The organism is Pseudomonas reactans (genome assembly GCF_013387025.1).
Lineage (GTDB): Bacteria > Pseudomonadota > Gammaproteobacteria > Pseudomonadales > Pseudomonadaceae > Aquipseudomonas > Aquipseudomonas reactans.
The window spans coordinates 81,527-108,484 of record NZ_JACAQP010000003.1 but is presented as its reverse complement, the minus strand read 5'-3'; the positions used below and the strand labels follow the sequence as shown (position 1 = coordinate 108,484).

Sequence of the window (26,958 nt, the reverse complement as noted above, 5' to 3'; positions counted from 1 at the left end):
AATAATGAATAACAAAACTCTTAAAGGCGCCTTGGCGCTCGCCGTTTCCCTTGCCTCAACCCAGCTATTCGCCGGTGGTTTCGCGCTCAATGAACAAAGTATCAGTTCAATGGGCACGGGCTATGCCGGTCGCTCCTCATCGGCCGAAGACGCCAGTACCGTGTTCGGCAACCCCGCCGGTATGTCTCGCCTGAAGCAGAATGAAGTCAGCCTCGGTGCGACTTACCTCGATGCCAAAACCGATATCAAAAACGCCAGCTCCTCGCAGTTCGGCGCCGACAACCCAGGCACCAACAAAGGCGACATGGTGCCCGGTATTGCCGTGCCGATGGGCTATCTGGTCACGCCCATCGATGAGCACTGGGCGTTCGGTTTAGGTATCTATGCACCGTTCGGCCTGGTGACCGACTATGAGCACAGCTTCCAGGGCAATGGCTTCGGCAACAAGAGCAAGGTTTCGGTCATCACCGTGCAGCCGACGGTCAGCTATGCCTTCAACGATAAAGTGTCGGTGGGCTTCGGCCCGACCTTCAACCGCATCAGTGGCGAGCTGGATTCCAATGTGCCGCTGGGTGGCGGCGCGGGCGAAAGCGTGAAGGTCAAAGGCGATGACAACGCCACCGGGTTCAACGCTGGTATCCTGGTACAACCCCTCGAAAGTACACGCATCGGCGTGACCTACCACTCGCAGGTGGTGTACCACCTCACCGGCAAAACCCACGCCTCCGGTTTGATTTCCGATGCCTTTGACGGGGGGCCACAGCGCTATGACGCCAGCTTGAACGTCACCACGCCGTCTTCGGTCGACTTCTCTGTCACCCATCAACTCAATGACGACTGGACGCTCTACCTCGGCAGCACCTACACCCGTTGGAGCCAACTGAAGAAGATCACCATCAACAACGATGGTGTATCCGACCTCACCGCGCAGTTCGGCGGCCTGGGCTCGATCACCGAGCAACAGCACTGGCATGACACCTGGTCCCACGCCATCGGCGCGGCGTATCGGGTCAACAAACAACTGGTGCTGCGGACCGGGTTCTCGGTGGACCAGACGCCCACCAACAACACCGACCGTTCCGTGCGGATTCCTACGGGTGACCGCACTGTTTTCAGCCTGGGCGCCGGGTGGACACCTGTCGACAATCTGACCTTCGATGTGGCGTATTCCTACCTCAAGGAAGAGCCGATCAAGGTCCATCAGAACCTTTCCCAGGTGGGCCTGACCTACGATGCCAAGTATGAAAACAGCGCCAATGGGTTCGGTGGGTCGGTGACTTACCGGTTCTAAAATCGCGCAGGGCAGTAAAGAGCCAAACAAATGATGGCTCTTTGCTGCTATTTTTGACGCCGTCTCTGTCAATCCATTTGTGCCTTGGTTAAATTAGAGGCTATTCATTTGAAGACAGGGATCGTCATGAACACTCTATCTCCCATCAACGCTGTCAATTCTCTTGGTATTCGGCCAGAGGAGCCTTCGCCGGCGACCTTGCCACAGACCACGGTTGTCACCGTCACTCGGCCCTCTTCAGTCGTCAGCCTGGGCAACGTCGTCTCCGATACGCTTTCCGACACCTATTCCCGTCGCGGGCAATTACCGGGTCAAGAAACCGTGCGCGCCTGGGAAAGTGACAGCCAGGACGCGCTCAGCAAATCGCTCAACGCCAACTTCAACTCGCAGTCGACGGCCAACCGCTTCAATGGCTTGGGCGCCGGCCTGATTGCGCAGTTCGCCAAGGGCGGCGCAGCGGTTTCCCAGTCGGTAATGTTCGCGAGTGCCGACCGCGCGGCGAACGTGGGTGAAATCAAAGTTGATCAGGGTCTGCTGCACACCAAGGCCGACAACCTGGTCAGCCTCAGCATCAAGACCGCCAGCGGCAAGACCGTCACCTTCAGCCTCTCGAGCCAGACCGATGGCCTGGGTGTGCAGGCTACAGTAGACGGTGGCACCTTGAGCGATGAGGAGCTCAAGGCCGTCGGCAAACTGGGCAGCGCCTTCCAGTCCGCCGTGGATGGATTGACGGCAACGCCGCCGAAGCTCGACCTGAGCCAACTGACGCAGTTTGATACCAAGCTGCTGGCGTCGGTGGACCTCAATGCCAAGCTCAAATCCCTGGACGGCCAGGACCTGAACCTGGCCTTCCACGCCGACAGCCAGAGCCGCACCACGCGCATGAGTGGCCCGCTCGGCGAGTTGAACCTGGCCGTCGACCTGAAAAACGCCGCGATCCTCGGCAACGCCAAGCAACAGGCCAAGGCCCTGCAAAGCTACCTCGCTCAATTCGACCGGACACAAGAGCGCGGCAGTGCCAAGCCAGAGCTGATGGCGATGTTCAAAGACGCCTTCAGCGCTATGAACAGCCATTATCCACAGGGCGTTACCCCGCCCGAAGCGCTGACGCGTAACTCGACCGATCAGGGCTTGTTGACCGGCTTGGCGGATTTCAAGGCATCCATCAAACAGGCCAGCGAATCGCCCAACCCAATGCGTCCATCTGAGGTGGACAGCTTTGCCTATGAGGTCTCGCAAAAGACCCGCGTTGGCGGCAACAGCCTGTTGGATCGCAGTGTCAGCCAGGACCAGCAGTCGAGCCTCTCCGCGAGTTTCCATAAAGGGCTCAAGGGCGGCAAAGCGCCAGCCCTGGACGGCAACGCAGAGTCGCAGAACTATCGCTACGTGCAAGTGCAGGACAACGCCAGCAGTTCGGCCAGGCTCTCCTACAAGGACGGCCTGCTGGCCAGTGCAACCCTCGATCAAAGTGCCAGCCAGAACACCCGCACGCAGCAGTATGTGACGGGCAAGTTGGTGGAAGACACCACGGTACCGAAAGAGGCGTCGGTCAAGCGCGACTACCTGGTGTTGCTCGAATATGCGGCCAAGGAAAGCAAGAAGTCCAAGGATGCGCTGGAGGAGTCCACTGTGAAGGAAGCCCTGGCCAACCTGCATGCTTCGGTGCTGTTGCAGGAAGATCCGTCCGCACTGGCACGCTGACACGGCTGTAAAAAAGGCGCCTCCAGTGATGGAGGCGCCTTTTTTTGCCCGACAGACGTGCCTGCGAATGCCAGATTAGGCTTTTGAAACCCTTGGATATTCTGTAGCCTTGCGCAGCTTCACTTTAACCCGTGCTTGATGAACACAATCACTTCGTCCGGCGGCGCCCGAAGGGCTCCAGAGCCGGTGGTACACTCGACTTTCGCGCAACTGCGCCTGCAGGTCTTGCGAACATGACGCAAATTTCCGAACGCCTTCTGGTTCAAGCCCATCTCGACGCCAAGCAGCCCAAGGCCCTCAGCGCCGCTGAAGAGGCGGGCCTGCGTACCGCCATCGCCGCCGAGCTCAAGGCTCAAGACGCGGTGCTGGTTGCCCACTTCTACTGTGACCCGGTGATTCAGGCTCTGGCCGAAGAAACCGGCGGCTGCGTTTCCGACTCCCTGGAAATGGCCCGCTTCGGCGCCGCCCACCCGGCCAAGACCGTATTGGTCGCCGGCGTGCGTTTCATGGGCGAAACCGCCAAGATCCTCACCCCCGAAAAACGCATCCTCATGCCGACCCTGGAAGCCACGTGTTCCCTGGACCTGGGTTGCCCGGTGGAGGAATTCTCGGCGTTCTGCGACCAGCATCCCGAGCGCACCGTGGTGGTGTACGCCAACACCTCGGCGGCGGTCAAAGCCCGGGCGGATTGGGTGGTGACATCGAGTTGCGCGCTGGAAATCGTCGAAAGCCTGATGGACAACGGCGAGACGATTATCTGGGGTCCGGACAAACACCTGGGCACTTACATCCAGCGCCAGACCGGTGCCGACATGCTGCTGTGGGACGGTGCCTGCATTGTCCACGAAGAGTTCAAGTCCAAGCAGTTGGAAGACATGAAGGCGCTGTACCCGGATGCCGCCATCCTCGTGCACCCCGAGTCGCCGACCTCGGTGATCGAACTGGCGGATGCCGTAGGTTCGACCAGCCAATTGATTGCTGCCGCTCAGCGCCTGCCGAACAAGACCTTCATCGTCGCCACCGACCGCGGCATCTTCTACAAGATGCAGCAGCTGTGCCCGGACAAGGTCTTTGTGGAAGCGCCTACCGCCGGCAACGGCGCTGCGTGCCGCAGTTGCGCGCACTGCCCGTGGATGGCGATGAACACGCTGGAACGCACGCTGCAGTGCCTGCGTGAGGGCAGCAACGAGATCTTCGTCGAGCCGTCGGTGATCCCGCAGGCAGTGCGCCCGCTCAAGCGCATGTTGGACTTCACCCTGGCCGCCCGCCTGAAGCTGGCTGGCAACGCCTGAGTCGCTACTTTTTCTGTTTGGGGATACGAACCAGCTGGCTGTCGGAATAGATGTCATGCCAGCTGCGTTTGCGCTTATCAAACAGCGACCAGATGAACCCAAGCCCCACGCACAACCACGACGCAATCGACACCACAAAGCGCAACAGCGCCTGCCACAGGCTGATCCGCGAGCCATCAGCGTTCTGCACGCGCACGCCCCACACCTGCATGCCCAGGGTCTGCCCGGAATGGGTCCAGAACTTGGCGAAGAAGCCGAACAGTACAAACAACAGAATCGTCGACAGCAATGGGTCGCCGTCCAGCGCGCCGGACTCGGTCAGGGTACGCATCTTCGCTTCACCGACAAACGCGATCCAGATCAGCTTGTAGATGAACGCGGTGACGATCAGCAGGGCAGTGCACAACAGGAAGTCATAGAACATCGCTGCCAGACGACGGCCCAGGCCAACGGCGGGGAACTCGCCTTGTGGGCTCAGCAGGGGTTTTGACATGGCAGGGCTCTCTTCTGAAAAAAGCCATTTTACGAGCAAACGCGCATAAAAAAGCCCCTGATGTCACCATCAGGGGCTTTTTGTCGCAGGAGGGATCAGCCTTCTGCTTGTACTTCGTCAGCCTGCATGCCTTTTTGGCCTTGCACAGCCACGAACGTCACTTTCTGGCCTTCTTTCAGGCTCTTGAAGCCGTTGCCCTGAATAGCGCGGAAATGCACGAACAGATCCGGACCGCTTTCTGGAGTGATAAAACCAAACCCTTTCTCGTCGTTAAACCACTTGACGGTACCGCTCTGACGTTCAGCCATTTTCTTATTTCCTTGACGCTAAAAATTAATGACAGCCCCTTTCGCAGGAAAGAGTACTGGGCTGGGTTGCAGGAAAGTAAGAGACGTCGAACGGGTTGTAGCAACTACTTCAGCTACTGCCCAGGTCCAGGTTCCAAGCGACCCATGCAAACACAGTGGGCAAACTCTACGCCAACTAATGGAGAAAAAACAAGCCCTGCCAAAAGCCCAGGTTTTGCTTGGGCTTATGACACTTGGGTGAATGATCTGGATCCGACTTATTCGATAGAGTTGATCACTTGTTATAGGTTGACCTCTATAAAAAAGACTATCGGGAGTGCACTGTTTTATGGCGATTGCGTTACAAATTAGTGCGCGTTAACGCAATCGCGTTACTTATAGAAACAGTCAATCAGCCACGGTAGTAACGTTGCGGCACAAATGGCATTTTACTTACACGAAGTGGCACCTTTTTCCCACGTACCAACGCAGAGACTTCGGTATCCAGTGCGATGAAGGCGCTGTCCAGGTAACCCATGGCCAGCGGGCCGCCCAGGGTCGGACCAAAGCCGCCGCTGCAGACGCTGCCGATCACGGTGCCGTCTGCGTCGACGATTTCTGCACCTTCACGCACCGGCGTGCGTTCTTGCGGCAACAGGCCTACACGTTTGCGGCTCACACCGGTTTGCTGTTGGGTGAAGATGTTGTCCGCACCCGGGAAGCCACCGGCACGCGCACCGTCGGCACGGCGGGCCTTGGAGATCGCCCACAACAGGCTGGCTTCGATCGGTGTGGTGTCGGTGTTCATGTCATGGCCGTACAGGCACAGGCCGGCTTCCAGGCGCAGCGAGTCGCGGGCGCCCAGGCCGATGGCCTGTACTTCGGTCTCGGCCAGCAGGCTGCGCGCGAGGCTTTCGGCATTGGCGGCCGGCACGGAGATCTCAAAGCCGTCTTCGCCGGTGTAGCCCGAACGGCTGACATAACAGTCCACGCCCAGCAGGCGCAGCGTGGCGAACTGCATGAAGGTCATCTTGGTGACTTCCGGCGCCAGGCGCGCCAGTACCTTCACTGCTGCCGGACCTTGCAGGGCCAGGAGTGCGCGTTCTTCAAACAGTGGCTCGATGGTGCACTGGTCACCGATATGTTGGCGCAGGTGTGCCAGGTCCTGGTCCTTGCAGGCGGCGTTGACCACCAGGAACAGTTCGTCGTTACCCAGGTTGGCCACCATCAGGTCATCGAGAATGCCGCCCTGGTCGTTGGTGAACATCGCGTAGCGCTGCATGCCCACCGGCAGGTCGATGATGTCGACCGGCACCAGGGTTTCCAAGGCTTTAGCAGCATTGGCCCCGGTGAGGCGGATCTGGCCCATGTGGGACACGTCGAACAACCCGGCCTGATCACGGGTGTGCTGGTGTTCCTTCATCACGCCCAGCGGGTATTGCACCGGCATGTCGTAGCCGGCGAAGGGCACCATGCGTGCGCCCAGCTCGATGTGCAGGGCGTGCAGAGGGGTTTTCAACAGGGTTTCGGTGGACATATTCAGCTCCTGAAAAACGTGCTGGCGCGCCTTGGGCGTCAGCACTCGATAATGTTGACCGCCAAACCGCCACGGGCGGTTTCCTTGTATTTGCTTTTCATGTCGGCGCCGGTCTGGCGCATGGTGCGGATGACCTTGTCGAGGGACACGAAGTGCTGACCGTCGCCGCGCAAGGCCATGCGCACCGCATTGATCGCCTTGACCGAGCCCATCGCATTGCGCTCGATACAGGGCACCTGCACCAGCCCGCCAATCGGGTCGCAGGTCAGGCCAAGGTTGTGCTCCATGCCGATTTCGGCGGCGTTTTCCACCTGGGAAACGCTGCCGCCCAAGACTTCGCACAACGCGCCGGCGGCCATGGAGCAAGCCACACCGACTTCACCCTGGCAGCCGACTTCGGCGCCGGAGATCGACGCGTTTTCCTTGTACAGAATGCCGATAGCGGCGGCAGTGAGCAGAAAGCGCACCACGCCATCTTCGTTCGCGCCGGGGATAAAGCGCATGTAGTAATGCAACACTGCCGGTACGATCCCGGCCGCGCCGTTGGTGGGCGCGGTGACCACGCGGCCGCCGTTGGCGTTTTCTTCGTTGACGGCCAGGGCGTACAAGTTGACCCAATCCAGCACTGACAGTGGATCACGCAGCGCCGACTCCGGGTGTTTGCACAGTTGGCGATGCAGTGCCGCGGCGCGACGCTTGACCTTCAAACCACCGGGCAGAATCCCTTCGTTACGACAACCTGCGTCCACACAGTCTTGCATCACCTGCCAGATCTTCAGCAGCCCGGCGCGGGTTTCCGCTTCAGGGCGCCAGGCGCTCTCATTGGTCAGCATCACCTGGCTGATGGACAACCCGTAGGTGGTGCAATGGCCGAGGAGGTCTTTGGCATGCTTGAAAGGAAAGGTCAGCGGTGTGGCGTCTTCGACAATCCGGTCGGCGCCGGCGGCGTCTTCATCCACCACAAATCCACCACCCACCGAATAATACTCGCGGCTGCGGATCTGGATATTGGCGGCGTCGAAGGCGCGGAAAATCATGCCGTTGGGATGATAGGCGAGGGGTTTGCGAATCATCGCCAGGTGTTCTTTCTCGTTGAACGCAATGCTGTGTTCCCCGAGCAAATTCAGGCGCCCGTCCTTGCGCATCTGCGCCAGGCGGGTGGCCACGGTTTCGGTATTCACGGTGTCCGGGTGTTCGCCTTCCAGACCCAGCAGCACGGCTTTGTCGCTGCCGTGGCCTTTGCCGGTGGCGCCCAGCGACCCATAGAGCTCCACCTTGACGCAGGTGGTGGCGCCCAGCAGGTTGTCACGTTTGAGGCCCTCGACGAATCGAGCGGCGGCGCGCATCGGGCCGACGGTGTGGGAGCTGGAGGGGCCGATGCCAATCTTGAACAGGTCGAACACGCTTAAAGACATGGTTGTTCTCCGGTTTCTTATTATTTTTCTAAGCCTGACTCGGTCAAATGTGGGAGCGGGCTTGCTCGCGAAAGCGGTGGGTCAGTCAAATATTCAACATCTGAAAGACCGCATTCGCGAGCAAGCCCGCTCCCACATTTTTTACCGTGTTCCTTCAATCAGATCAGGCGTAGCTCTCGATCGACGGGCACGCACACACCAGGTTGCGATCACCAAACACGTTATCCACACGCCCAACCGGCGGCCAGTACTTGCCTTCGATCAACGACGGCACCGGGTACACCGCCTGCTCGCGGGTGTACGGGTGGGTCCACTCACTCACCAATTCAGCGGCGGTGTGCGGCGCGTTTTTCAGTGGGTTGTCGTCCTTGTCCAAGGTGCCGTTTTCCACCGCACGGATTTCTTCGCGGATGGCGATCATGGCGTTGCAGAAGCGGTCCAGTTCTTCCTTGGATTCACTTTCGGTCGGCTCGATCATCAAGGTGCCGGCCACCGGGAACGACATGGTCGGCGCGTGGAAGCCGAAGTCGATCAAACGCTTTGCCACGTCATCCACGCTGATGCCGCTGCTGTCTTTCAGTGGGCGCAGATCCAGGATGCATTCGTGCGCCACCAGGCCGTTGCTGCCGGTGTAGAGCACTGGGTAGTGCTCTTCGAGGCGACGAGAGATGTAGTTGGCATTCAGGATCGCCAGTTGCGAAGCGCGCTTGAGGCCCGCACCGCCCATCATGCTGATGTACATCCAGGTGATCGGCAAAATGCTTGCGCTGCCGAATGGCGCCGCACACACCGCGCCTTCCTTGCGTTCCATGGCGGCGTGGCCTGGCAGGAATGGCGTGAGGTGCGATTTGACGCCAATCGGGCCAACACCCGGGCCACCACCGCCGTGAGGGATGCAGAAGGTCTTGTGCAGGTTCAGGTGGGACACGTCGCCGCCGAACTTGCCCGGTGCGCACAGGCCGACCATGGCGTTCATGTTGGCGCCGTCGATGTACACCTGGCCGCCGTTGTCGTGAATGATGCCGCAGATTTCGCGGATACCTTCTTCGAACACGCCGTGGGTGGACGGGTAGGTGATCATCAGCGCGGCGAGGTGCTCGCGGTGCTCGATGGCCTTGGCGCGCAGGTCTTCGATGTCCACGTTGCCGCGTGCATCGCACGCAGTCACGACCACACGCATACCGGCCATATTGGCGGTGGCCGGGTTAGTACCGTGGGCGGACGAGGGAATCAGGCAGATATCGCGGCGCTCATCGCCACGGCTCTGGTGATAGGCACGAATCGCCAGCAAACCTGCGTATTCGCCCTGGGAACCGGCGTTTGGCTGCAGGGAGATCGCGTCATAACCAGTGGCCGCGCAGAGCATGGCTTCCAGGTCGCTGGTCAGCTCCAGGTAGCCGGCACTTTGTTCGGCCGGGGCGAACGGGTGCAGGGCACCGAACTCGGCCCAGGTCACCGGGATCATTTCGCTGGCGGCGTTGAGCTTCATGGTGCACGAGCCCAGCGGGATCATGGTGCGGTCCAGCGCCAGGTCCTTGTCGGCCAGCTTGCGCAGGTAGCGCATCAGCTCGGTTTCGGAGTGATAACGGTTGAAGACCGGGTGGCTGAGGACGGGCGACTGGCGCAGCAGGGCGGCTGGCAGCGTGTTTTCCGTCTGGGCGAAAGCGGGCAGGGGCTTGCCGTCGGCAAAGATTGCCCACAGGGTTTCAATATCGGCCTGGGTGGTGGTTTCGTCCACCGACACACCCACACGCTCGCCATCCACCACACGCAGGTTGATGCGCTGGGCGCGGGCCTTGTCGTGCAGGGCGGCGGTGTTGGTGCCGGTGTTGAGGGTGATGGTGTCGAAGAAGTTTTCCTGCTCGACCTTCAGGCCCAGGGCGGTCAGGCCCTTGGCCAGGATCGCGGTCAGCTGGTGCACACGCTGGGCAATCTGGGTCAGGCCTTTGGGGCCGTGGTACACGGCGTACATGCTGGCGATGTTGGCCAGCAGTACCTGGGCGGTGCAGATGTTCGACGTGGCTTTCTCGCGGCGGATATGTTGCTCGCGCGTCTGCATGGCCAGGCGCAGGGCCGGTTTGCCGAAACGGTCCACGGACACACCGACCAGGCGGCCCGGCATGTCGCGTTTGAACGCATCCTTGGTGGAGAAATACGCCGCGTGCGGGCCCCCAAAGCCCAGCGGCACGCCGAAGCGTTGCGCGCTGCCGATGGCCACGTCGGCGCCGAATTCGCCCGGCGGGGCCAGCAAGGTCAGGGCCAGCAGGTCGGCGGCCACGGCCACCAGGGCATTGGCGGCGTGGAAGCGCTCGGTCAGTGCGCGGTAGTCGAACACGTCACCGTTGCTGGCCGGGTATTGCAGCAGGGCGCCGAAGAACGGGCTGACGTCGCTCAGTTCACGTTCATCGCCCACCACCACGTCGATGCCCAAGGGCTCGGCACGGGTACGCAGCACGTCGAGGGTTTGCGGGTGGCTGTGGATCGAGGCGAAGAAGGCGTTGCTGCCCTTGTTCTTGCTCAGGCGCTTGCAGAAGGTCATGGCTTCGGCGGCGGCGGTGGCTTCGTCAAGCAAGGATGCGTTGGCAATCGGCAGGCCGGTGAGGTCGCTGATCAGGGTCTGGAAGTTCAGCAGCGCTTCCAGGCGGCCTTGGGAAATCTCGGGTTGGTACGGGGTGTAGGCGGTGTACCAGGCCGGGTTTTCCAGCAGGTTGCGCAGGATCGGCGACGGCGTGTGGCAGTTGTAGTAGCCCTGGCCGATGTAAGTCTTGAACAGTTGGTTCTTGCCGGCGATGGCCTTGATCTTGGCCAGTGCGTCGGCTTCGCTCAGGCCGTCTTCCAGGCCGAGCACGCTGGTGCCCTTGATGCTTTCCGGGATCACGCTGGCGCTCAGGGCTTCCAGGGAGTCGAAGCCCAGGCTGGCGAGCATCTGCTGCTCATCTTCCTGGCGCGGGCCGATGTGGCGGGCGATGAATTCGTTGGCGGTGCTGATGTTAACGGTCATTGCGCGCTCCTCAAGCTTCAGCGTTGGCTTTGATCAGGCGGTCGTACGCGTCCTGATCCAACAGTTTAGCGACCGCACCGGCATCGGCCGGTTTAAAGCGGAAGAACCAACCTTCGCCCATCGGGTCTTCGTTGACCAGCTCCGGGCTGCCATCCAATTTGTCGTTCACTTCAAGGACTTCACCGTCCAAAGGCATGTACACGCCGCTGGCCGCTTTGACCGACTCAACGGTGGACGCCTCGGCGCCCTTGTCATAGGCCTGCAACTCCGGCAGTTGCACGAAAACCACATCACCCAGCGCGTTTTGCGCGAAAGCGGTGATACCCACGGTGACGCTGCCGTCGGCTTCGGCGCGCAGCCATTCGTGATCTTCAGTGAAACGCAACTCGCTCATGGAAACTCCTCAGGGCCAGATTCGTCTGGTGGACGGGATTGGAATAATGGGGAGTTGCTTAGCAATATCGCGGCCAATCTTATTTATTCGTTATAAATCAATGAGTTAATAAAATTGGTTATAGCGTTATGCATTATGACTGTAGCGATTTCGCTACAGCTGGGCGCAGGAAAAAAAGCCTATGCGGATCAAAGCCTTGCATGGCGCGCAAAAAACAGGGTTGTAGCGATATCGTTACGCTGTAGCGCTTTCAGTACAGCCGATGTCGTTCTCAGACCTTATTCGGGATGCCGTACTTGCGCAGGCGATGGGCAATCGCCGTATGGGACGTCTGCAACCGGCTGGCCAGTTGGCGTGTCGAAGGGTAGCTGGTGTATAGCGTTTCCAGCAGGTTGCGCTCGAAGTCTTCCACCGCCTGTTCCAGGCTGTCGATTTCACCGTCGCTCTGGCGCGCCACCGACGTGCCGGCGATGTCCAGGTCGCCAATGTCCACCAGGCTGCTTTCGCAGATGGCGGCGGCGCGGAAGATCACGTTCTGCAATTGGCGCACGTTACCCGGCCAGCGGTTGCCCAGCAGTGCCGGGTAAGTACCGGGCGCCAGGCGGCAGACGGGTCGTTGGATCTGCGCACAGGCCTGCTGCATGAAATAACGGGCCAGCAACAGGATGTCCTGGCCGCGTGCGCGCAACGGCGGTACTTCGACGTTGAGCACGTTGAGGCGATAGAACAAGTCTTCGCGAAAGGTGCCTTCGCTGACCATTTTTTCCAGGTCGCGGTGGGTGGCGCTGAGGATGCGCACATTGACCTTCACTTCGCGGTCGCCGCCGACGCGCCGGAAGCTGCCGTCGTTGAGAAACCGCAGCAGCTTGGCCTGCAAGTACGGCGACATCTCACCGATCTCATCCAGAAACACCGTGCCCTGGTTGGCCAACTCCATCAGCCCCGGCTTGCCACCGCGTTGTGCGCCGGTAAAGGCGCCCGGTGCATAACCGAACAACTCGCTTTCCGCGAGGTTTTCCGGCAGTGCCGCGCAGTTCAACGCCAGAAAGGGCGCACTGTGGCGCGCGCTGATCGCATGGCAGGCCCGCGCCACCAGCTCTTTGCCGGTGCCGGTTTCGCCCTGGATCAACAACGGGGCATCCAACGCCGCTACCCGCTGGGCGCGGGCCTTGAGCGTGCGGATGACCGGGGATTCACCGAGCAGTGCATCAAAGCCTTCGGCGTGGTCATGGTGCAGCGCCGACAGTTGCTCGCCGATGCGATTGGGTTGGTAGAGGGTGAGCAGGGCTCCGGCGTCAGTGATCGGCGTGGCGTCCAGCAGCAGGGTCTGGCCGTTGACGCTGATCTCGCGCAGAGGCAGGCGAAAGCCATGTTCCAGCAGGGTGTCGAGCAGCGCCGGGTCATTGAACAGCTCGCTGATGCTTTCGCCGGCTGGTTCACGCCCATACAGGGCGATGAGCGCCGGGTTGGCCAGCAGGATCTTGCCCGCGCTGTCCAGCGCCAGCACCGGGTCGGTCATGGCGGCCAGCAGGGCGTCGAGTTGCAGGTGGCGGCGTTGGCCGGGGAGGATATCCACCACGGTCACCGCTTGCACGCCCTGCACGCTGAAGAGTGCATCGCGCAGTTCTTCGAGCACCTCGGCGCTCAGGGTCGGCGCGTCGATGTAGACGTTGGGCGGCACCATCTCCACCGCATCCAGGTTGAGATTGCGCCCACCGAGCAGGGCCAGGACTTCCTGGGTGATGCCGACGCGGTCGATGAAGCTGACGTGGATACGCATGGGGCGAATGACAATTCTGGGCTGCGAGAGGCGGCAAGTATGCCAGAGGTGAAAACTGTAGGAGCGAGCTTGCTCGCGAAAAACGTCAACGATAACGCGGGTTGCTTGAATGCACGCGTTGATCTTGCGTTCTTCGCGAGCAAGCTCGCTCCTACAGGGGGGCGGTTATTCCAGGTGCTCGGGTTTTACCGGGTCCCCAGGTTTCACATCCAGTTGATGCCGCACATCCTCGAACATCAGGTCGTACTGCTTGTGCATCGCGCCGTTCAACACGGCAATCTTCGGCATGCCGTACTTCTGCGCAATGTTCATCGCATGCCGGGCAAAGTCGAACGCCTGGTCCTTGGGCAGGAAGAACTCTTCCTTGAGGTCCTTGCCCTGCACCGAGCCATGCAGCTTGAACAGCATCCCCTTGCCTTCCTTGGGATCCTGGCTGACTTCGTAGTCGATGCACAGGTTGTAGCTGTAGTCCTGCGCATTCAGCGCGTGGCGTTCAACGTGCAAGTGACCCGGTTCAAAGGTGGCCATAGGCGTCTCTCCTCTACTTCACAGATAGGTGATGCCAGGTTTTGCCGTGCTGATGCGCGTACCGGCGCTGCCCTGGACGATGGCTTCGATGTCCGAGAGTGAACCGATGACGGCGGTTTTGCCAGTCTGGCGGGCGAACTCGCAGGCGGCTTGTACCTTGGGGCCCATGGAACCGGCGGCGAAGCCGAGTTTTTCCATTTCGTCGGGGTGGGCCTGGCCGATGGCCTTCTGGGTCGGTTTGCCGAAGTCGATAAAAGCCGCGTTGACGTCGGTGGCGATCACCAGCAAATCGGCTTCCAGTTGGCTGGCCAGCAGCGACGAACACAGGTCCTTGTCGATCACCGCTTCGATGCCCTTGAGCTTGCCGTCCTCACCGTACATGGTAGGAATGCCGCCACCACCCGCGCAGATCACGATGCTGCTTTTTTCCAGCAGCCACTTGATCGGGCGGATTTCAAAGATGCGTTTCGGACGCGGGCTGGCGACCACGCGACGGTACTTGTCGCCGTCCGGTGCAATGGCCCAGCCTTTTTCGGCGGCGAGTTTCTCCGCTTCGGCCTTGGAATACACCGGGCCGATAGGCTTGGTCGGGTTCTTGAAAGCCGGGTCCTTGGCGTCCACTTCGACCTGGGTGAGCAGGGTGGCGAAGGGCACTTCAAAGTCCAGCAGGTTGCCCAGTTCCTGTTCGATGATGTAGCCGATCATGCCTTCGGTCTCGGCGCCGAGTACGTCCAGCGGGTACGGCGAGACCTGGGTGTAGGCCGCCGCCTGCAACGACAGCAGGCCGACTTGCGGACCGTTACCGTGAGCGATCACCAGTTCGTTGCCGGGGTGGATCTTGGCGATCTGTTCAGTGGCGATCCGGATATTGGCGCGTTGGTTGTCCGCCGTCATGGGTTCACCACGGCGGAGCAGGGCGTTACCGCCCAGTGCAACGACGATACGCATAGAGTCTGTCCTTTTTCAAAGCAGCGGGGGAGCGGGCTCCCCCGAAGAAAGGGTTACAAATCGGCCAGGGTCGACACCAAAATCGCCTTGATGGTGTGCATGCGGTTTTCCGCTTGCTCGAAGGCGATGCAGGCCGGCGACTCGAACACGTCGTCTGTCACTTCAATGCCATTGGCCAGGTGCGGATACTGCTCGGCAATCTGCTTGCCGACCTTGGTATCGCTGTTGTGGAACGCCGGCAGGCAGTGCATGAACTTGGTGCGTGGGTTGCCGGTGGCTTTCATCAGCTCGGCGTTCACTTGGTATGGCAGCAGTTGTTCGATACGCTCGGCCCAGGCTTCCACCGGTTCGCCCATGGATACCCACACGTCGGTGTGGATGAAGTCCACGCCTTTGACCGCGGCTTTCGGGTCTTCGGTGAGGGTGATGCGCGCGCCGCTTTCTTCCGCGTATTTCTTGCAGCGGCCGACCAGGTCATCGTGAGGCCACAGGGCTTTCGGCGCGCAGATGCGCACGTCCATGCCGAGCTTGGCGCCCACCAGCAGCAGCGAGTTGCCCATGTTGTTGCGGGCATCGCCCAGGTAGGCGTAGCTGATCTCGTGGATCGGCTTGTCGGCGTGTTCGCGCATGGTCAGCACGTCGGCGATCATCTGGGTCGGGTGATATTCATCGGTCAGGCCGTTGAACACCGGCACGCCGGCGAACTTGGCCAGCTCTTCGACGATCTCCTGCTTGAAGCCACGGTATTCGATGGCGTCATACATGCGCCCGAGTACGCGGGCGGTGTCCTTCATGCTTTCCTTGTGGCCGATCTGCGAGGAGCCCGGGTCGATGTAGGTGACGTTGGCGCCTTGGTCATAGGCGGCCACTTCGAAGGCGCAGCGGGTGCGGGTGGAGGTTTTTTCGAAGATCAGCGCGATGTTGTTGCCTTTGAGGTGTTGCTGTTCGGTGCCGGTGTACTTGGCGCGCTTGAGGTCGCGGGACAGGTCCAGCAGGTAGCGCAGCTCGCGCGGGGTGTGGTGTTCCAGGCTGAGCAGGCTGCGGTTGTGAATGTTGAACGCCATGATGATTCTCCTTGGATTCGGTGATCTGCCTGGCCAGCGTCTGATGGAAGCCGGCCAGGGGATGGTCGCTTAGTAGTCGATAGGGTCGCGGATGATCGGGCAGGTCATGCAGTGGCCACCGCCACGGCCACGGCCGAGTTCACCGGCGCTGATAGTGATCACTTCCACACCGGCCTTGCGCAGCAGGGTGTTGGTGTAGGTGTTGCGGTCGTAACCGATCACCACGCCTGGCTCCACGGCCACCACGTTGTTGCCGTCGTCCCACTGCTCGCGTTCAGCGGCGAAGCTGTTGCCGCCGGTTTCGACGACGCGCAGGGCCTTGAGGCCGAGGGCGGCGGCGACGGTGTCGAGGAAGTTGGTTTTCTCGCGTTGGATATCGATGCCGTGGGGCTTGCTCTCGTCTGGGCGCAAGGTGAAGGCGACGATCTGGTTGACCACTTCCGGGAAGATGGTGACCAGGTCGCGGTCGCAGAAGCTGAACACGGTGTCCAGGTGCATCGCGGCGCGGGATTTCGGCAGGCCGGCCACGATGACTTTTTCCACTGCCTTGTTCTTGAACAGGTTGAGCGCCAGTTGGCCGATCGCCTGGTGGGACGAACGCTCGCCCATGCCGATCAGGACTACGCCGTTGCCGATGGGCATCACGTCGCCGCCTTCCAGCGTGGAAGCACCGTGCTCCTGGTCCGGGTCGCCGTACCAGATCTGGAAGTCGGCGTTGGTGAACTCGGGGTGGAATTTGTAGATGGCGGTGGTCAGCAGGGTTTCTTGGCGTCGCGCCGGCCAGTACATCGGGTTCAGCGTCACGCCGCCGTAGATCCAGCACGTGGTGTCACGGGTGAACTGGGTGTTGGGCAGGGGCGGCAGGATGAAGCTGGAATGCCCGAGGAAGTCGCGGAACATCTCGATGGTCTTGCCACCGAATTGGCTCGGCAGGTCGTCGGCCGATACGCCGCCGATCAAGAACTCGGCGGTCTTGCGCGGTTCCAGGCTGCGCAGCCACGAGCCGACTTCATTGACCAGGCCCAGGCCAACGGTGTTGGCGGTGATCTTGCGCTCCAGGATCCAGTCCAGCGCTTCAGGGATGGCGACGATGTCGGTGAGCAGGTTGTGCATTTCCAGCACATCAATATCCCGCTCGCGCATCTTGGTCACAAAGTCGAAATGGTCGCGCTTGGCCTGGGCCACCCACAGCACATCATCGAACAGCAGTTCATCGCAGTTGTTGGGGGTCAGCCGCTGGTGGGCCAAGCCTGGGGAGCACACCATGACTTTGCGCAGTTTGCCGGCTTCGGAATGTACGCCGTACTTCACTTTTTCCGTGGTCATTTCAGATCCTCCAGTGAACAAAAGATTCAGGTGTTACAGGGTCAGGAAGCCGTCGTAGAGCCCATAGGCCGCCACCAGGGCGCCAATGACCACTGCGGCGAAAATCAGCTTCTCGACGTTGGTGAAAATCGGTTTGCCCAGTTCACGCTTGGCCTTGGCGAACAGGATCGCGCCGGGCGCGTAGAGCAGGGCGGAGAGCAGCAGGTATTTGGTGCCGCCGGCGTAGAGCAGCCAGATCGCGTAGATCAGGGCGATGGCGCCGATGAACAGGTCTTTCTTGCGCTCTTTCAGCGCGTTTTCGTAGGTCTCGCCGCGCACCGCCAGCAGCAGGGCGTAGGCTGCCGACCACAGGTAAGGCACCAGGATCATCGAGGTGGCGAGGTAGATCAGCGACAGGTAAGTGCTGGCGGAAAACAGCGTGATCACCAGGAACAGCTGCACCATGGCGTTGGTCAGCCACAGGGCGTTGACCGGCACATGGTTAGCGTTCTCCTTGCGCAGGAACTCCGGCATGGTGTGGTCCTTGGCGGCGGCGAACATGATCTCCGCACACAGCAGCACCCACGACAGCAGCGCCCCCAGCAGCGAGATGATCAGGCCGACGCTGATCAGCACCGCGCCCCAGTGGCCTACCACATGCTCCAGCACGGCGGCCATCGACGGGTTTTGCAGCTTGGCCAGTTCCGGTTGGGTCATGATGCCCAGGGACAGCACGTTCACCAGCATCAGGAACAGCAGCACGGTGATAAAACCGATCACGGTGGCCTTGCCCACGTCGGAGCGTTTTTCCGCACGGGACGAGAAGATGCTCGCGCCTTCGATGCCGATGAACACCCAGACGGTGACCAGCATCATGTTGCGCACTTGGTTCATCACACTGCCCAGATCGGGGTTTTTCACACCCCAGATGTCAGCGGTGAAGATCTCCAGCTTGAACGCAAACAGCGCGATCAACACGAACAGCACCAGCGGCACGACCTTGGCGACGGTGGTCACCAGGTTGATGAACGCCGCTTCCTTGATGCCGCGCAATACCAGGAAATGCACGGCCCACAACAGCACCGAGGCACCGATCACCGCAGCCGGCGTATTTCCCTCTCCAAATAGCGGGAAGAAGTAACCGAGGGTGCTGAACAGCAACACGAAGTAACCGACGTTGCCCAGCCAGGCACTGATCCAGTAGCCCCAGGCGGACGAGAAACCCATGTAGTCGCCGAAACCGGCCTTGGCGTAGGCGTAGACCCCGCCGTCGAGGTCAGGCTTGCGGTTGGCGAGGGTCTGGAACACAAACGCGAGGGTCAACATGCCGATGGCGGTAATCACCCAACCAATCAACACCGCGCCGACGTCGGCGCTGGCGGCCATGTTCTGCGGCAGTGAGAAGATCCCGCCGCCAATCATCGAGCCCACGACAAGTGCAACCAGTGCGCCGAGTCGAAGTTTTCCGGGAGATTCAGACATTGCATAACTCCAATGCAGGAGAAGAGAGACCACAGAATAATTCCGTGCGCTATTCAAACAGCTGACTCAGATCACTTCATTGGCACATTCCATTGTGAATTAATGACTTAGGCTGGAAACTCGTGGGCGATATAAATCCTCGGAGAGGTGCTTTGCAGAGCGCTTCTCTCGCTTTATGGTTAATCTATTAGTCAGGTCCGTGGACGTTTGAAGCTAGACCGTATTTCCAGATGTGCAAACTTTTTGAACGAAGTTTCACCAAAGCGCTATAAGCGTAATGCGTGGGCAGTATTTAAATTCTAAATAAGCCTAATTGTGTATAACCGACATGCCATTACGTTATGAACCTGTCAGGTTTATCGCCTTCTCTAATAAACGCTACACTCGCTGAGTTAATTAGTTGAGTGCACGGTTGTCGGCTCAAACAGTTATTGACCAGGAGTGTGTATGTCCCAACCGGCCCAGAAACTTCGACTCAGCGCCTTGATCGCCCTGGTGGTGGGCTCGATGATCGGCGGTGGGATTTTTTCCTTGCCGCAGAACATGGCTGCCCGCGCCGAGGTGGGGGCCGTGCTGATCGGTTGGGCAATCACCGCCGTCGGCATGTTGACCCTGGCATTCGTGTTCCAGACCTTGGCCAACCGCAAGCCCGAGCTGGATTCGGGGGTGTACGCCTACGCCAAGGCGGGTTTCGGCGACTACATGGGTTTTTCATCGGCTTGGGGCTACTGGATCAGCGCCTGGATGGGCAACGTGGGTTATTTCGTGTTGCTATTTAGTACCCTCGGCTACTTTTTTCCGGTGTTCGGCCAGGGCAACACACCGGTGGCCATCGGCTGTGCGTCGCTGCTGCTGTGGGCCGTGCATTTCCTGGTGATGCGCGGAATCAAGGAGGCGGCGTTCATCAACCAGATCACCACCGTGGCCAAGATCGTGCCGTTGCTGATGTTCATCGTGATCGCCGCCGTGGCGTTCAAGGCGGATATCTTCACCCGCGATATCTGGGGCCTGGGCAACCCGAAGATCGGCAGCGTGGTGGACCAGGTGCGCAACATGATGCTGGTCACCGTGTTTGTGTTCATTGGCATCGAAGGCGCCAGTGTCTACTCGGCGCGGGCTGAGAAACGCTCGGATGTGGGCCGCGCCACGGTGATCGGCTTCCTGGGCGTGCTTGCGTTGCTGGTGCTGGTGAACGTGCTGTCGTTGGGGATCATGAGCCAGCCGGAACTGGCGCAATTGCAAAACCCGTCCCTGGCGGGTGTGCTGGAACATATCGTCGGCCCGTGGGGCGCGATGGCGATCAGCATCGGTTTGGCAGTGTCTCTGCTCGGCGCCTTATTGTCGTGGGCGCTGCTCTGCGCGGAAATCCTCTACGCCACCGCCCATGACAAGACCATGCCGGCCTTCCTGAAAAAGGAAAACGTCAATCAGGTGCCGGTCAATGCGCTGTGGCTGACCAATGTGATGATCCAGCTGTTCCTGGTGATCACACTGTTTTCCCACAGCACCTACACCACCCTGATCTACCTGGCTTCCTCGATGATCCTGGTGCCCTACCTGTGGTCGGCCGCTTATGCGGTGCTGTTGAGCGGGCGCGGCGAAACCTATGAAGGCGCCCACGGCCAGCGCATGAAGGACCTGCTGGTGGGCCTGATTGCCCTCGGCTACGCCGTGTGGCTGCTCTACGCCGGGGGCTTGAAGTACTTGCTGCTGTCGGCGTTGTTGTATGCGCCGGGCGTGATCCTGTTTGCCCTCGCCAAGCGTGAGCAGGGCCAGCCCTTGTTTACCCACATGGAAAAAGGCATTTTCAGCTGCGTGATCGCCGGCGCAGGGCTGGCGGCGTATGGGTTGTACAGCGGGGTGTTGTCGTTGTGAGACTGGCGTATCAGCCGCCCTACGACTGGGCGGCAATGGTGGGTTTTCTGTCGGCGCGGGCGATCGGCGGCATGGAGACGGTCGAAGCGAGCGTGTACCGGCGCAGTATCAGCCTCGATGGTCAGCAGGGCTGGATCAGTGTGGCAATGGGGGATGGCGATTGGCTCGACGTGGAGGTGGTTTTTCCAGACCCGGCGGCTTTGCCTGAGATCGAACGGCGCCTGCGCACGATGTTCGATCTGGATGCCCAACCCCGGTTGATCAACCCGCAACTGGCGACGGACCCATTGATGGCGCAACTGGTCGCAGCGCGTCCGGGCTTGCGTGTGCCGGGCACCTGGGATGGTCTGGAGTTGGCGATTCGCGCGGTGCTGGGCCAGCAAATCACCGTGGTGGCCGCGATTCGTCTGGCGGGCAAGTTGGTGGTGCAGTACGGCCAGCCATTGGCAACGCCGCATGCCGGTATCACCCATGTGTTCCCCTCCGCTGAGGTGTTGGCAGCGGCGGACCTGGCGACGCTGGGCATGCCCAAGGCGCGTGGGCGGACCTTGTCGGGTGTGGCCCAGGCGTTGCTGGATGATCCTCGATTGTTCGAACCCCAGGCCAGCCTCAAGGCCGGTGTGGCGCGGTTGGTGGCGTTGCCGGGCATTGGCGACTGGACCGCGCAGTACATCGCCATGCGGCAGATGCGCGAGGTGGATGCGTTTGCGTCGGGGGATATCGGGTTGATCAATGCGCTGGCGGCGTTGGAAGGTGGGCCGGTGAGCCCGCGCCAGTTGCTGGCGCGGGCTGAGGCTTGGCGACCGCTCAGGGCGTATGCGGCGCAGCATTTGTGGACGTCGTTGCAGCGGGCAGATTGATAGTGCCTGTACTGGCCTCTTCGCGAGCAAGCCCGCTCCCACATTCGACCGCATTCCATAGAGGTACTCGGTCAAAATGTGGGAGCGGGCTTGCTCGCGAATGCGGATTCGAGGTCACCACTGAGGCCGATGTGATCCCAATTCCCCAGCCGGCAAATCCCACTGCAACGGTGTGCCGCTGATGGTCACCGGTGGCAATAATCGATGTGCCTGGCCCCAGGCTGTCTGTTCCGCCAACAGGCCGTGATCTGTTGGCTCTTCGGCGCGCAACGCTGGCTGCTCCGGCACCTGTCCCGTCTCTACCAGCACCTTCGCCGTCCGCGCCAATGACAACCGCGCCGAACCTCCACGCCCGGTTTTCAACCGCTCGCTCAATGCCTGAATCGCACTGGCCGCCATCAAATACCCGGTAGCGTGATCCAACGCCTGCAACGGCAGGGGCACCGGTTTGTCCGACTGTCTCCAGGCCATGCCCGCGGCGGAAATTCCGCTGCTCATCTGCACCAGGCTGTCGAAACCCCGGCGGTTGCGCCACGGGCCGCTCCAGCCGTAGGCGTTAAGGCTCACGTCGATCAGGCCGGGGGCGAGGGTTTGCAGTCCATCGGCCGCGTAACCCAACTGTTCCAGGGCATCGGCGCGGTAACCATGGAACAGGATGTCAGCTTCCTTGAGCAGGCCTTCGAAAACCTGTCGGCCTTCCGGGCTTTTCAAATCCAGGCGGGCGCAGCGTTTGCCCAGGGTCATTTCCGGTACTACGCCGGGCTCATTCCAGGTGGGCGAATCGATGCGCAGCACGTCAGCACCCAGGCCTGCGAGAAAGCGACTGGCGACGGGGCCGGCCAACACGCGAGTCAGGTCCAATACCTTGAGGCCCGCCAGTGGCCGCGCAACCGAGCCGAGCCAGGGCTTGTCGGTGGTGGTTGCAAAGGTCTGGCGCTGCACCAGTTCTTCGGCATTCACCGCCAGTCCTTGGGGATGTGCCTGCCAGGCTTGCCAGTCACGCATCTGCGCGGCGCAACCGCCCTCATCCACAATCGCTTGCTCCAGTTCGGCGGCGTTCCATTTGGCAACCTTGGTGGCCATTTCAGCTCGGTCGGTCACTTCGCCGAGTACACGCTCGGCCGCTGCGCGGTGATGAGGCGCGTTGGTGTGCAGGCGAATCCATCCATCGGCGCTGGCGTAGTCGCCAGCCACCGGGTCCCACAGCGGGGGTGTTTCCCAGCCTACCGGGCGGATCGAAGAAGAAAACCAAAAGGACGCGAGGCGCCGGTCCACGCTGACGCTGGGCAGGCGCCCGGTCTGTTGCTCGATCAACTGCGCCACCGCCTGGCCGGCAGCGCCAATGCTGGCGCTGGCCAGCTCAGTCACGGCGAAGGTCGAGGGCAGGGCGCCGGCTTCGGTAAAGGTCAGTGGCGTTTGTGGTAGAGCGAGTGCGGCTTGGATGGGAGTCAGCAGGTCAGTCATCAAAGGCCCTCCGTAAGAGAAGGGCCACTATAGAAGATCATCAGGCCGGTGTGACAACCCCAGGTTCCAATGGCAGGTCGATGCTGGCAACAAAACCGCCGTCAGGATGATTGGCCAAGATCAGGCTGCCACCATGGCGTTCGGCGGCGCGACGCGCTATCGCCAGGCCCAGGCCATGGCCTTGTGCGGTCTGGCCGGGGGCGCGGTAGAAGGGTTCGCCCAGCTGGCTCAAGTGTTCGGCCTCAACGCCGGGGCCGTGGTCGCGCACGCTGATCAGGATCCGATCACCCTGGCGCTGGGCGTGCAGTTCAATCGGCTGGCCCTGCGGATTGAAGCGTTGGGCATTGCGCAGCAGGTTATCCACCGCGCGTTCGATCATGGTCGGCCAGCCCTTCAGGTGCAGGTCGGTTTCGGCGTTCAGTTGCACCACCTGGTCCGGTGCGCCGAGTTGGGCGTCCTTTTGCAGGGTCTTGAGCAGGGAAGTGAGGTCGACCTCTTCGGCGCTGGCGTTATCGGCATCGACACGGGCCAGTACCAAAATTTCGCTGATCAAGGCTTCCAGTCGGTCGCACTCGCGGGTCAGGCGCGGCCAGAGTTTTTCCCGCTCTTCGGGGCTGGCGCGTTCGGCCAGGGCCAGGGCGATACGCAAGCGCGCCAAGGGTGAGCGCAACTCGTGGGACACGTCGCGCAGCAACTGGCGCTGGCTGCCGATCAGGCTTTGCAGGCGGGCGCCCATGCGGTTGAAATCGGTGGCCAGCACGCCGAATTCGTCGCGACGGTTGGCCAGGCGCGCCAGGCTGTTTTGCTGATAGGTAGCTTGGCCAAGGTCGTGTACCGCGCCGCGCAACCGGCTGAGGGGCCGGGTGATGGACAGCGTCACCAACAGGCTGAACAGGGTCAGCACCACCAGCGCAATCGCCAGCGCGCTCAACGGCCACAAAAGGCTGCTGCGGTGCCAGGCGTCGAGTTCCGGGTGGGGGATGCGGTAGATCAGCAGGTAGGTGTCGCCGGTCTTTTCGCTGGTGTACTCGGCGGTCAGGCGGCGCCAGGGCAGGTGACCGTCCTGGCTGTCATTCTGGCGCGCTTCGAAAGCGGCGGCGCGGCGTGGAAAGGTGCCGCGCACCACCGGCTCGCCGCTTTCATTCAGCACCTGCACGTCGATGTGGTACTGGCGTTTGCGTTGTTGCAGCAGATCCTGGGCCGCGTCCTCACCCTGGGTTTCGTAGAGTTGGGTCCACTCTTCGGCCAGGTTATTGAGGCCGGGGTGACGGCTGAGAATCCACGCATCTTGATTGAGCATGTGCCCAAGCAGGATCGACAGCCCGGCAACCAAGGCGATGGCCAGCCAGAAACTGGCCAGGATGCGCCAGAACAATGAACGCACAGGAAACCCTCAAACAGGAAAAGCCCAGTGGCGGTGGCCACTGGGCTGGGAGCGTTAACGCTGGTGCATTATTGCGCTTTTTGCGGCTGTTGCGCTTTCCAGGCCTGGAATTCCTTCCATTCGGCGCGGCGCTGCTCTTGCTGCTTGACGATCTCGTCGAACTTCTTCTGCTGGTCAGGCTTGAGTACCGCACGGATATCCGCTTGGGTTTTCTGCTTGCCGGCGGCGATTTCATCCTGCATGGCTTTCTGGTCAGCGGCTGGCAATTTGTCCAAGTACTTCTTGGTCAGGTCTTTGCGAGCGTGCCATTGGTCGCCCATCAACTTGCCGATCTGCTGGCGCTGTTCCTTGCTCAGGTCCAGTTGGCTGAAAGGGCCGCCTTTGCCACGCGGACCGTGTTCACCGCCGTGGCCCGGGCCACCCATCATGTGGCCTTCCGGGCCGCCCATCGGGCCTGGACCTTCAGGCATTGCCGCCATGGCAACGGTGGGCAGGGCAGCGGCGAACATCAAAGCGATAAGGGTCTTGCGCATGGTGATTCTCCTGTCTCTATTCCGGTGAGTCCGGATGTGAGTAGATTACGGAGATCAAGGTCAGCGGCGGTCAGGTGTGGGTAAAGCTTGGGTAAAGACGATTTGAGTGAGGGCTGACAAAACCAGGAGCCCAGGGCTCCCGATTTCAAAGGCTGTAATAGTAGCCCCGGCTACGCAACGCCACGATCCGTGGCCGGCCATCCGGGTGTGGGCCGATCTTTTTGCGCAGGTTGCTGACGTGCATGTCCAGGCTGCGATCGTAAAGGGTCAGCTTTCGGCCCAGGGCGATCTGCGCCAGTTCCTGTTTGTCCAGCGGTTCGCCAGGCTGACGTAGCAAGGCTTCCAGCAGGCGGCTTTCGGAAACGGTGAGGGCGAACTCCTGTTCGTCGATGCTGACCACACCGCGCACCGGGCTGAAGCACAGGTCGCCCAATTCCAGCTGGGTCGACACGGCGGCCGGATGGCTGCGGCGCAATACGGCGCGCAGGCGGGCGGTCAGCTCGCGTGGGTCGCAGGGCTTGGCCAGGTAATCGTCGGCGCCCAGTTCCAGGCCGAGGATGCGGTCCAGCGGTTCGCCACGGGCCGAGAGCATCAGCACCGGCAGCTCCGGGTGGTCGTTGCGCAATTGCTTGAGCAACTCAAGGCCACTGCCGTCGGGCAGCATCACGTCGAGCACCACCGCAGCCGGGGCGCTGTCGGCCAAGGCTTTGCGCGCACTCAAGCCGTCATGGCAGGCACGCACCTGAAAGCCTTCCTGGCTCAACCAACTGGTCAGCAGCTCACAGAGCTCCTGGTCATCATCTATCAGTAACAGCTCGCTCATGACTCACTCAATTTAGCCATTGTCGACGGCGACGGTGCCCCCCGCTGGCGAAGATCCCGCACAGCAGGGCGATCAGTGCGACGGCCCCACCGGTGACGAACCACTGTTGTTGCTCGGTCAGCCAGCGGGTCAAGGCGCCGCCCTGTGTATCTTTGAGTTGCTGGGCCAGGCGTTGGTTCTCTTGGCGAAGGCGACTCAATTGGGCGCTTTCGCGGGTAGCCTCTGCGCTTTGCAGTTGCTTGCTCAGTTCTTCACGCTGGCGTTCGCTTTCTTTCAAACGTTGCTGCAACTCGGTGATCTGGGCGCCGGCACTCAAGGACAGGGGCGTGGAACTGCCGGTGTTCGAGGTTTCTTCAGCGTGGGCCGAAGCCCCGATCATTACCACTGCCAACAGACACAACTGACGTAAGCGCATCGGAACTCCTGATTCCACACGAATATTCAGAACGTTGTCGGCAGGTTACCGAGAATAATGAGCAATTAGGAGCGCGCCGAACTGAAATGGTTCGGCGCGACCTGAGTCAAGGCAGGACTTGCTTGAACGGCTTGATCATGACGTCAGCGTAAACGCCGGCTGCCACATAAGGATCAGCCTTGGCCCAGGCCTGGGCATCGGCCAGGGAGGCGAACTCGGCAACCACCAGGCTGCCGGTGAAACCCGCCGCGCCCGGGTCATTGCTGTCGACAGCCGGGTGCGGGCCTGCCAGCACGAGGCGGCCTTCGGCTTGCAATACGTTCAGACGTTCCAGATGCGCCGGGCGTACGCTCAGGCGCTTTTCCAGCGAGTTGGCCACGTCGGTGGCAATGATGGCGTAGAGCATGTCAGTCCTCGGTTTTAGGCGTGGTAGGGGCAACGTCATGCAGGTGGCGCGACAGGTAGATACCCTGGCCTACCAGGAACAACACGGTCATGGCCAGGCTGCCGAACACTTTGAAGTCGACCCAGTAATCCTGGAAGGTAAAGGCCACGAACAGGTTGGCGGCGCCGCAGAACAGGAAGAACACGATCCAGGCCACGTTCAAGCGTGTCCACACCGGCTCCGGCAGGGTCAGCGCATGGCCCATGATTCGCTTGATCAGCAGGCGATCACCGATGAAGTGGCTGCCGGTAAACACCAGCGCGAACAGCCAGTTCACCACCGGCGCTTTCCATTTGAGGAAGGTTTCGCTGTGGAAGGCCAGGGTCAGTCCGCCGAATACCAGGCAGGCGATGAGGGTGAGCCATTGGCTTTTTTCCAGCTTGCGCTGGGAGATGAAGATAGCGCCGTAGACGACGATAGAGCTGATGATCAGGACGGCGGTGGCGCTGTAGATGCCCCCGAACGACACCGGGTGACCGGCGATATCGATGACCCTGGGGTCGAGTTTGGTAACGATGAAAAACAGCAACAGCGGGATGAAGTCGATGAATTGTTTCACAGTAAGAGCCAGAAGCTGGATGTGGCGGCATAATAACAAACATCCTTGGTAGCGAAAGCGCCAGCTGACTTGAGGTTACACA

Annotated in this window: 24 protein-coding genes; 5 read left to right on the top strand and 19 right to left on the bottom strand. The window is 60.9% G+C overall.

Annotated features, from left to right (window positions below):
• The first annotated feature begins 4 nt into the window (after positions 1-4).
• The 3 genes from HX793_RS02510 to nadA all read left to right on the top strand — a co-directional run bounded on the left by HX793_RS02510 (position 5) and on the right by nadA (position 4,284).
• Positions 5-1,291, top strand: a complete 1,287-nt coding sequence (locus HX793_RS02510; RefSeq protein WP_177053455.1) for an OmpP1/FadL family transporter — start codon at positions 5-7, stop codon at positions 1,289-1,291.
• Positions 1,292-1,417: 126 nt separating this feature from the next.
• A complete protein-coding gene (locus tag HX793_RS02505) occupies positions 1,418-2,992 on the top strand; it encodes a lactate dehydrogenase (protein WP_256348444.1) in 1,575 nt (524 codons plus the stop codon).
• A gap of 233 nt (positions 2,993-3,225) precedes the next feature.
• Complete coding sequence (gene nadA, locus HX793_RS02500) at positions 3,226-4,284, top strand: quinolinate synthase NadA (protein ID WP_177096728.1); 1,059 nt, start codon at positions 3,226-3,228, stop codon at positions 4,282-4,284.
• A gap of 4 nt (positions 4,285-4,288) precedes the next feature.
• Here nadA and HX793_RS02495 read toward each other — a convergent pair whose 3' ends face one another.
• The 12 genes from HX793_RS02495 to arcD (HX793_RS02440) all read right to left on the bottom strand — a co-directional run bounded on the left by HX793_RS02495 (position 4,289) and on the right by arcD (HX793_RS02440) (position 18,518).
• Positions 4,289-4,777 (bottom strand): RDD family protein, encoded by a 489-nt coding sequence (locus HX793_RS02495; RefSeq protein ID WP_016975441.1) that lies wholly within the window; start codon positions 4,775-4,777, stop codon positions 4,289-4,291.
• Between the two features lie 95 nt (positions 4,778-4,872).
• Positions 4,873-5,085: a cold-shock protein gene (locus HX793_RS02490; protein WP_003365337.1), complete on the bottom strand. Its 213-nt coding sequence runs from the start codon at positions 5,083-5,085 to the stop codon at positions 4,873-4,875.
• Positions 5,086-5,476: 391 nt separating this feature from the next.
• Complete coding sequence (gene gcvT / locus HX793_RS02485; RefSeq protein ID WP_177004771.1) at positions 5,477-6,601, bottom strand: glycine cleavage system aminomethyltransferase GcvT; 1,125 nt, start codon at positions 6,599-6,601, stop codon at positions 5,477-5,479.
• A 38-nt stretch (positions 6,602-6,639) separates the two neighbouring features.
• Positions 6,640-8,016, bottom strand: a complete 1,377-nt coding sequence (locus HX793_RS02480; protein WP_177059691.1) for an L-serine ammonia-lyase — start codon at positions 8,014-8,016, stop codon at positions 6,640-6,642.
• Positions 8,017-8,179: 163 nt separating this feature from the next.
• Positions 8,180-11,017 (bottom strand): aminomethyl-transferring glycine dehydrogenase, encoded by a 2,838-nt coding sequence (gene gcvP, locus HX793_RS02475; RefSeq protein ID WP_177096730.1) that lies wholly within the window; start codon positions 11,015-11,017, stop codon positions 8,180-8,182.
• A 10-nt stretch (positions 11,018-11,027) separates the two neighbouring features.
• A complete protein-coding gene (gcvH, locus tag HX793_RS02470; protein ID WP_010208126.1) occupies positions 11,028-11,411 on the bottom strand; it encodes a glycine cleavage system protein GcvH in 384 nt (127 codons plus the stop codon).
• 271 nt (positions 11,412-11,682) lie between these two features.
• Complete coding sequence (gene gcsR / locus HX793_RS02465) at positions 11,683-13,191, bottom strand: transcriptional regulator GcsR (RefSeq protein WP_177053458.1); 1,509 nt, start codon at positions 13,189-13,191, stop codon at positions 11,683-11,685.
• 165 nt (positions 13,192-13,356) lie between these two features.
• Complete coding sequence (locus HX793_RS02460; protein WP_016975436.1) at positions 13,357-13,719, bottom strand: DUF5064 family protein; 363 nt, start codon at positions 13,717-13,719, stop codon at positions 13,357-13,359.
• 18 nt (positions 13,720-13,737) lie between these two features.
• The gene (gene arcC / locus HX793_RS02455) at positions 13,738-14,667 is read right to left on the bottom strand and encodes a carbamate kinase (protein ID WP_016975435.1); all 930 of its coding nucleotides are present in this window, start codon (positions 14,665-14,667) and stop codon (positions 13,738-13,740) included.
• Between the two features lie 53 nt (positions 14,668-14,720).
• On the bottom strand, positions 14,721-15,731 hold the full coding sequence (locus HX793_RS02450; RefSeq protein WP_033896356.1) for an ornithine carbamoyltransferase: 1,011 nt from the start codon (positions 15,729-15,731) through the stop codon (positions 14,721-14,723).
• 69 nt (positions 15,732-15,800) lie between these two features.
• Positions 15,801-17,057: an arginine deiminase gene (gene arcA, locus HX793_RS02445; protein WP_177096732.1), complete on the bottom strand. Its 1,257-nt coding sequence runs from the start codon at positions 17,055-17,057 to the stop codon at positions 15,801-15,803.
• Between the two features lie 33 nt (positions 17,058-17,090).
• Complete coding sequence (gene arcD / locus HX793_RS02440; RefSeq protein ID WP_095017423.1) at positions 17,091-18,518, bottom strand: arginine-ornithine antiporter; 1,428 nt, start codon at positions 18,516-18,518, stop codon at positions 17,091-17,093.
• A 447-nt stretch (positions 18,519-18,965) separates the two neighbouring features.
• Between arcD (HX793_RS02440) and arcD (HX793_RS02435) the strand changes: the two genes are divergently transcribed.
• Together arcD (HX793_RS02435) and HX793_RS02430 are read left to right on the top strand one after the other, a co-directional pair.
• The gene (arcD, locus tag HX793_RS02435) at positions 18,966-20,393 is read left to right on the top strand and encodes an arginine-ornithine antiporter (protein ID WP_095017422.1); all 1,428 of its coding nucleotides are present in this window, start codon (positions 18,966-18,968) and stop codon (positions 20,391-20,393) included.
• Positions 20,390-21,253 (top strand): DNA-3-methyladenine glycosylase family protein, encoded by an 864-nt coding sequence (locus tag HX793_RS02430; protein WP_177059697.1) that lies wholly within the window; start codon positions 20,390-20,392, stop codon positions 21,251-21,253. Before arcD (HX793_RS02435) ends, HX793_RS02430 begins: the two co-directional genes overlap by 4 nt.
• A gap of 114 nt (positions 21,254-21,367) precedes the next feature.
• On the opposite strand, the gene HX793_RS02425 is transcribed toward HX793_RS02430, so the two are convergent.
• From HX793_RS02425 to HX793_RS02395, 7 genes are all read right to left on the bottom strand, one after another.
• The gene (locus tag HX793_RS02425) at positions 21,368-22,717 is read right to left on the bottom strand and encodes a CoA transferase (protein ID WP_177059699.1); all 1,350 of its coding nucleotides are present in this window, start codon (positions 22,715-22,717) and stop codon (positions 21,368-21,370) included.
• Between the two features lie 40 nt (positions 22,718-22,757).
• Positions 22,758-24,101 (bottom strand): sensor histidine kinase, encoded by a 1,344-nt coding sequence (locus tag HX793_RS02420; protein ID WP_016975428.1) that lies wholly within the window; start codon positions 24,099-24,101, stop codon positions 22,758-22,760.
• Between the two features lie 68 nt (positions 24,102-24,169).
• On the bottom strand, positions 24,170-24,634 hold the full coding sequence (locus tag HX793_RS02415) for an LTXXQ domain-containing protein (RefSeq protein WP_016975427.1): 465 nt from the start codon (positions 24,632-24,634) through the stop codon (positions 24,170-24,172).
• 145 nt (positions 24,635-24,779) lie between these two features.
• Complete coding sequence (locus tag HX793_RS02410) at positions 24,780-25,457, bottom strand: response regulator transcription factor (protein WP_003193803.1); 678 nt, start codon at positions 25,455-25,457, stop codon at positions 24,780-24,782.
• A gap of 7 nt (positions 25,458-25,464) precedes the next feature.
• Complete coding sequence (locus HX793_RS02405; protein ID WP_016975426.1) at positions 25,465-25,872, bottom strand: SH3 domain-containing protein; 408 nt, start codon at positions 25,870-25,872, stop codon at positions 25,465-25,467.
• A 106-nt stretch (positions 25,873-25,978) separates the two neighbouring features.
• Complete coding sequence (locus HX793_RS02400; protein ID WP_016975425.1) at positions 25,979-26,278, bottom strand: YciI family protein; 300 nt, start codon at positions 26,276-26,278, stop codon at positions 25,979-25,981.
• A gap of 1 nt (position 26,279) precedes the next feature.
• Complete coding sequence (locus tag HX793_RS02395) at positions 26,280-26,876, bottom strand: septation protein A (protein ID WP_016975424.1); 597 nt, start codon at positions 26,874-26,876, stop codon at positions 26,280-26,282.
• Positions 26,877-26,958: the final 82 nt, after the last annotated feature.

Excerpts from the sequence above, each read along its gene's own strand:
- arcC (WP_016975435.1), bottom strand. The coding sequence starts at position 14,667 with ATGCGTATCGTCGTTGCACTGGGCGGTAACGCCCTGCTCCGCCGTGGT.
- HX793_RS02490 (WP_003365337.1), bottom strand. The coding sequence starts at position 5,085 with ATGGCTGAACGTCAGAGCGGTACCGTCAAGTGGTTTAACGACGAGAAA.
- arcA (WP_177096732.1), bottom strand. The coding sequence starts at position 17,057 with ATGACCACGGAAAAAGTGAAGTACGGCGTACATTCCGAAGCCGGCAAA.
- gcvH (WP_010208126.1), bottom strand. The coding sequence starts at position 11,411 with ATGAGCGAGTTGCGTTTCACTGAAGATCACGAATGGCTGCGCGCCGAA.
- arcD (WP_095017422.1), top strand. The coding sequence starts at position 18,966 with ATGTCCCAACCGGCCCAGAAACTTCGACTCAGCGCCTTGATCGCCCTG.
- nadA (WP_177096728.1), top strand. The coding sequence starts at position 3,226 with ATGACGCAAATTTCCGAACGCCTTCTGGTTCAAGCCCATCTCGACGCC.
- HX793_RS02415 (WP_016975427.1), bottom strand. The coding sequence starts at position 24,634 with ATGCGCAAGACCCTTATCGCTTTGATGTTCGCCGCTGCCCTGCCCACC.
- HX793_RS02480 (WP_177059691.1), bottom strand. The coding sequence starts at position 8,016 with ATGTCTTTAAGCGTGTTCGACCTGTTCAAGATTGGCATCGGCCCCTCC.
- HX793_RS02510 (WP_177053455.1), top strand. The coding sequence starts at position 5 with ATGAATAACAAAACTCTTAAAGGCGCCTTGGCGCTCGCCGTTTCCCTT.
- HX793_RS02460 (WP_016975436.1), bottom strand. The coding sequence starts at position 13,719 with ATGGCCACCTTTGAACCGGGTCACTTGCACGTTGAACGCCACGCGCTG.
- HX793_RS02405 (WP_016975426.1), bottom strand. The coding sequence starts at position 25,872 with ATGCGCTTACGTCAGTTGTGTCTGTTGGCAGTGGTAATGATCGGGGCT.
- HX793_RS02410 (WP_003193803.1), bottom strand. The coding sequence starts at position 25,457 with ATGAGCGAGCTGTTACTGATAGATGATGACCAGGAGCTCTGTGAGCTG.
- HX793_RS02425 (WP_177059699.1), bottom strand. The coding sequence starts at position 22,717 with ATGACTGACCTGCTGACTCCCATCCAAGCCGCACTCGCTCTACCACAA.
- gcvP (WP_177096730.1), bottom strand. The coding sequence starts at position 11,017 with ATGACCGTTAACATCAGCACCGCCAACGAATTCATCGCCCGCCACATC.
- arcD (WP_095017423.1), bottom strand. The coding sequence starts at position 18,518 with ATGTCTGAATCTCCCGGAAAACTTCGACTCGGCGCACTGGTTGCACTT.
- HX793_RS02400 (WP_016975425.1), bottom strand. The coding sequence starts at position 26,278 with ATGCTCTACGCCATCATTGCCACCGACGTGGCCAACTCGCTGGAAAAG.
- HX793_RS02505 (WP_256348444.1), top strand. The coding sequence starts at position 1,418 with ATGAACACTCTATCTCCCATCAACGCTGTCAATTCTCTTGGTATTCGG.
- gcsR (WP_177053458.1), bottom strand. The coding sequence starts at position 13,191 with ATGCGTATCCACGTCAGCTTCATCGACCGCGTCGGCATCACCCAGGAA.
- HX793_RS02450 (WP_033896356.1), bottom strand. The coding sequence starts at position 15,731 with ATGGCGTTCAACATTCACAACCGCAGCCTGCTCAGCCTGGAACACCAC.
- HX793_RS02495 (WP_016975441.1), bottom strand. The coding sequence starts at position 4,777 with ATGTCAAAACCCCTGCTGAGCCCACAAGGCGAGTTCCCCGCCGTTGGC.
- gcvT (WP_177004771.1), bottom strand. The coding sequence starts at position 6,601 with ATGTCCACCGAAACCCTGTTGAAAACCCCTCTGCACGCCCTGCACATC.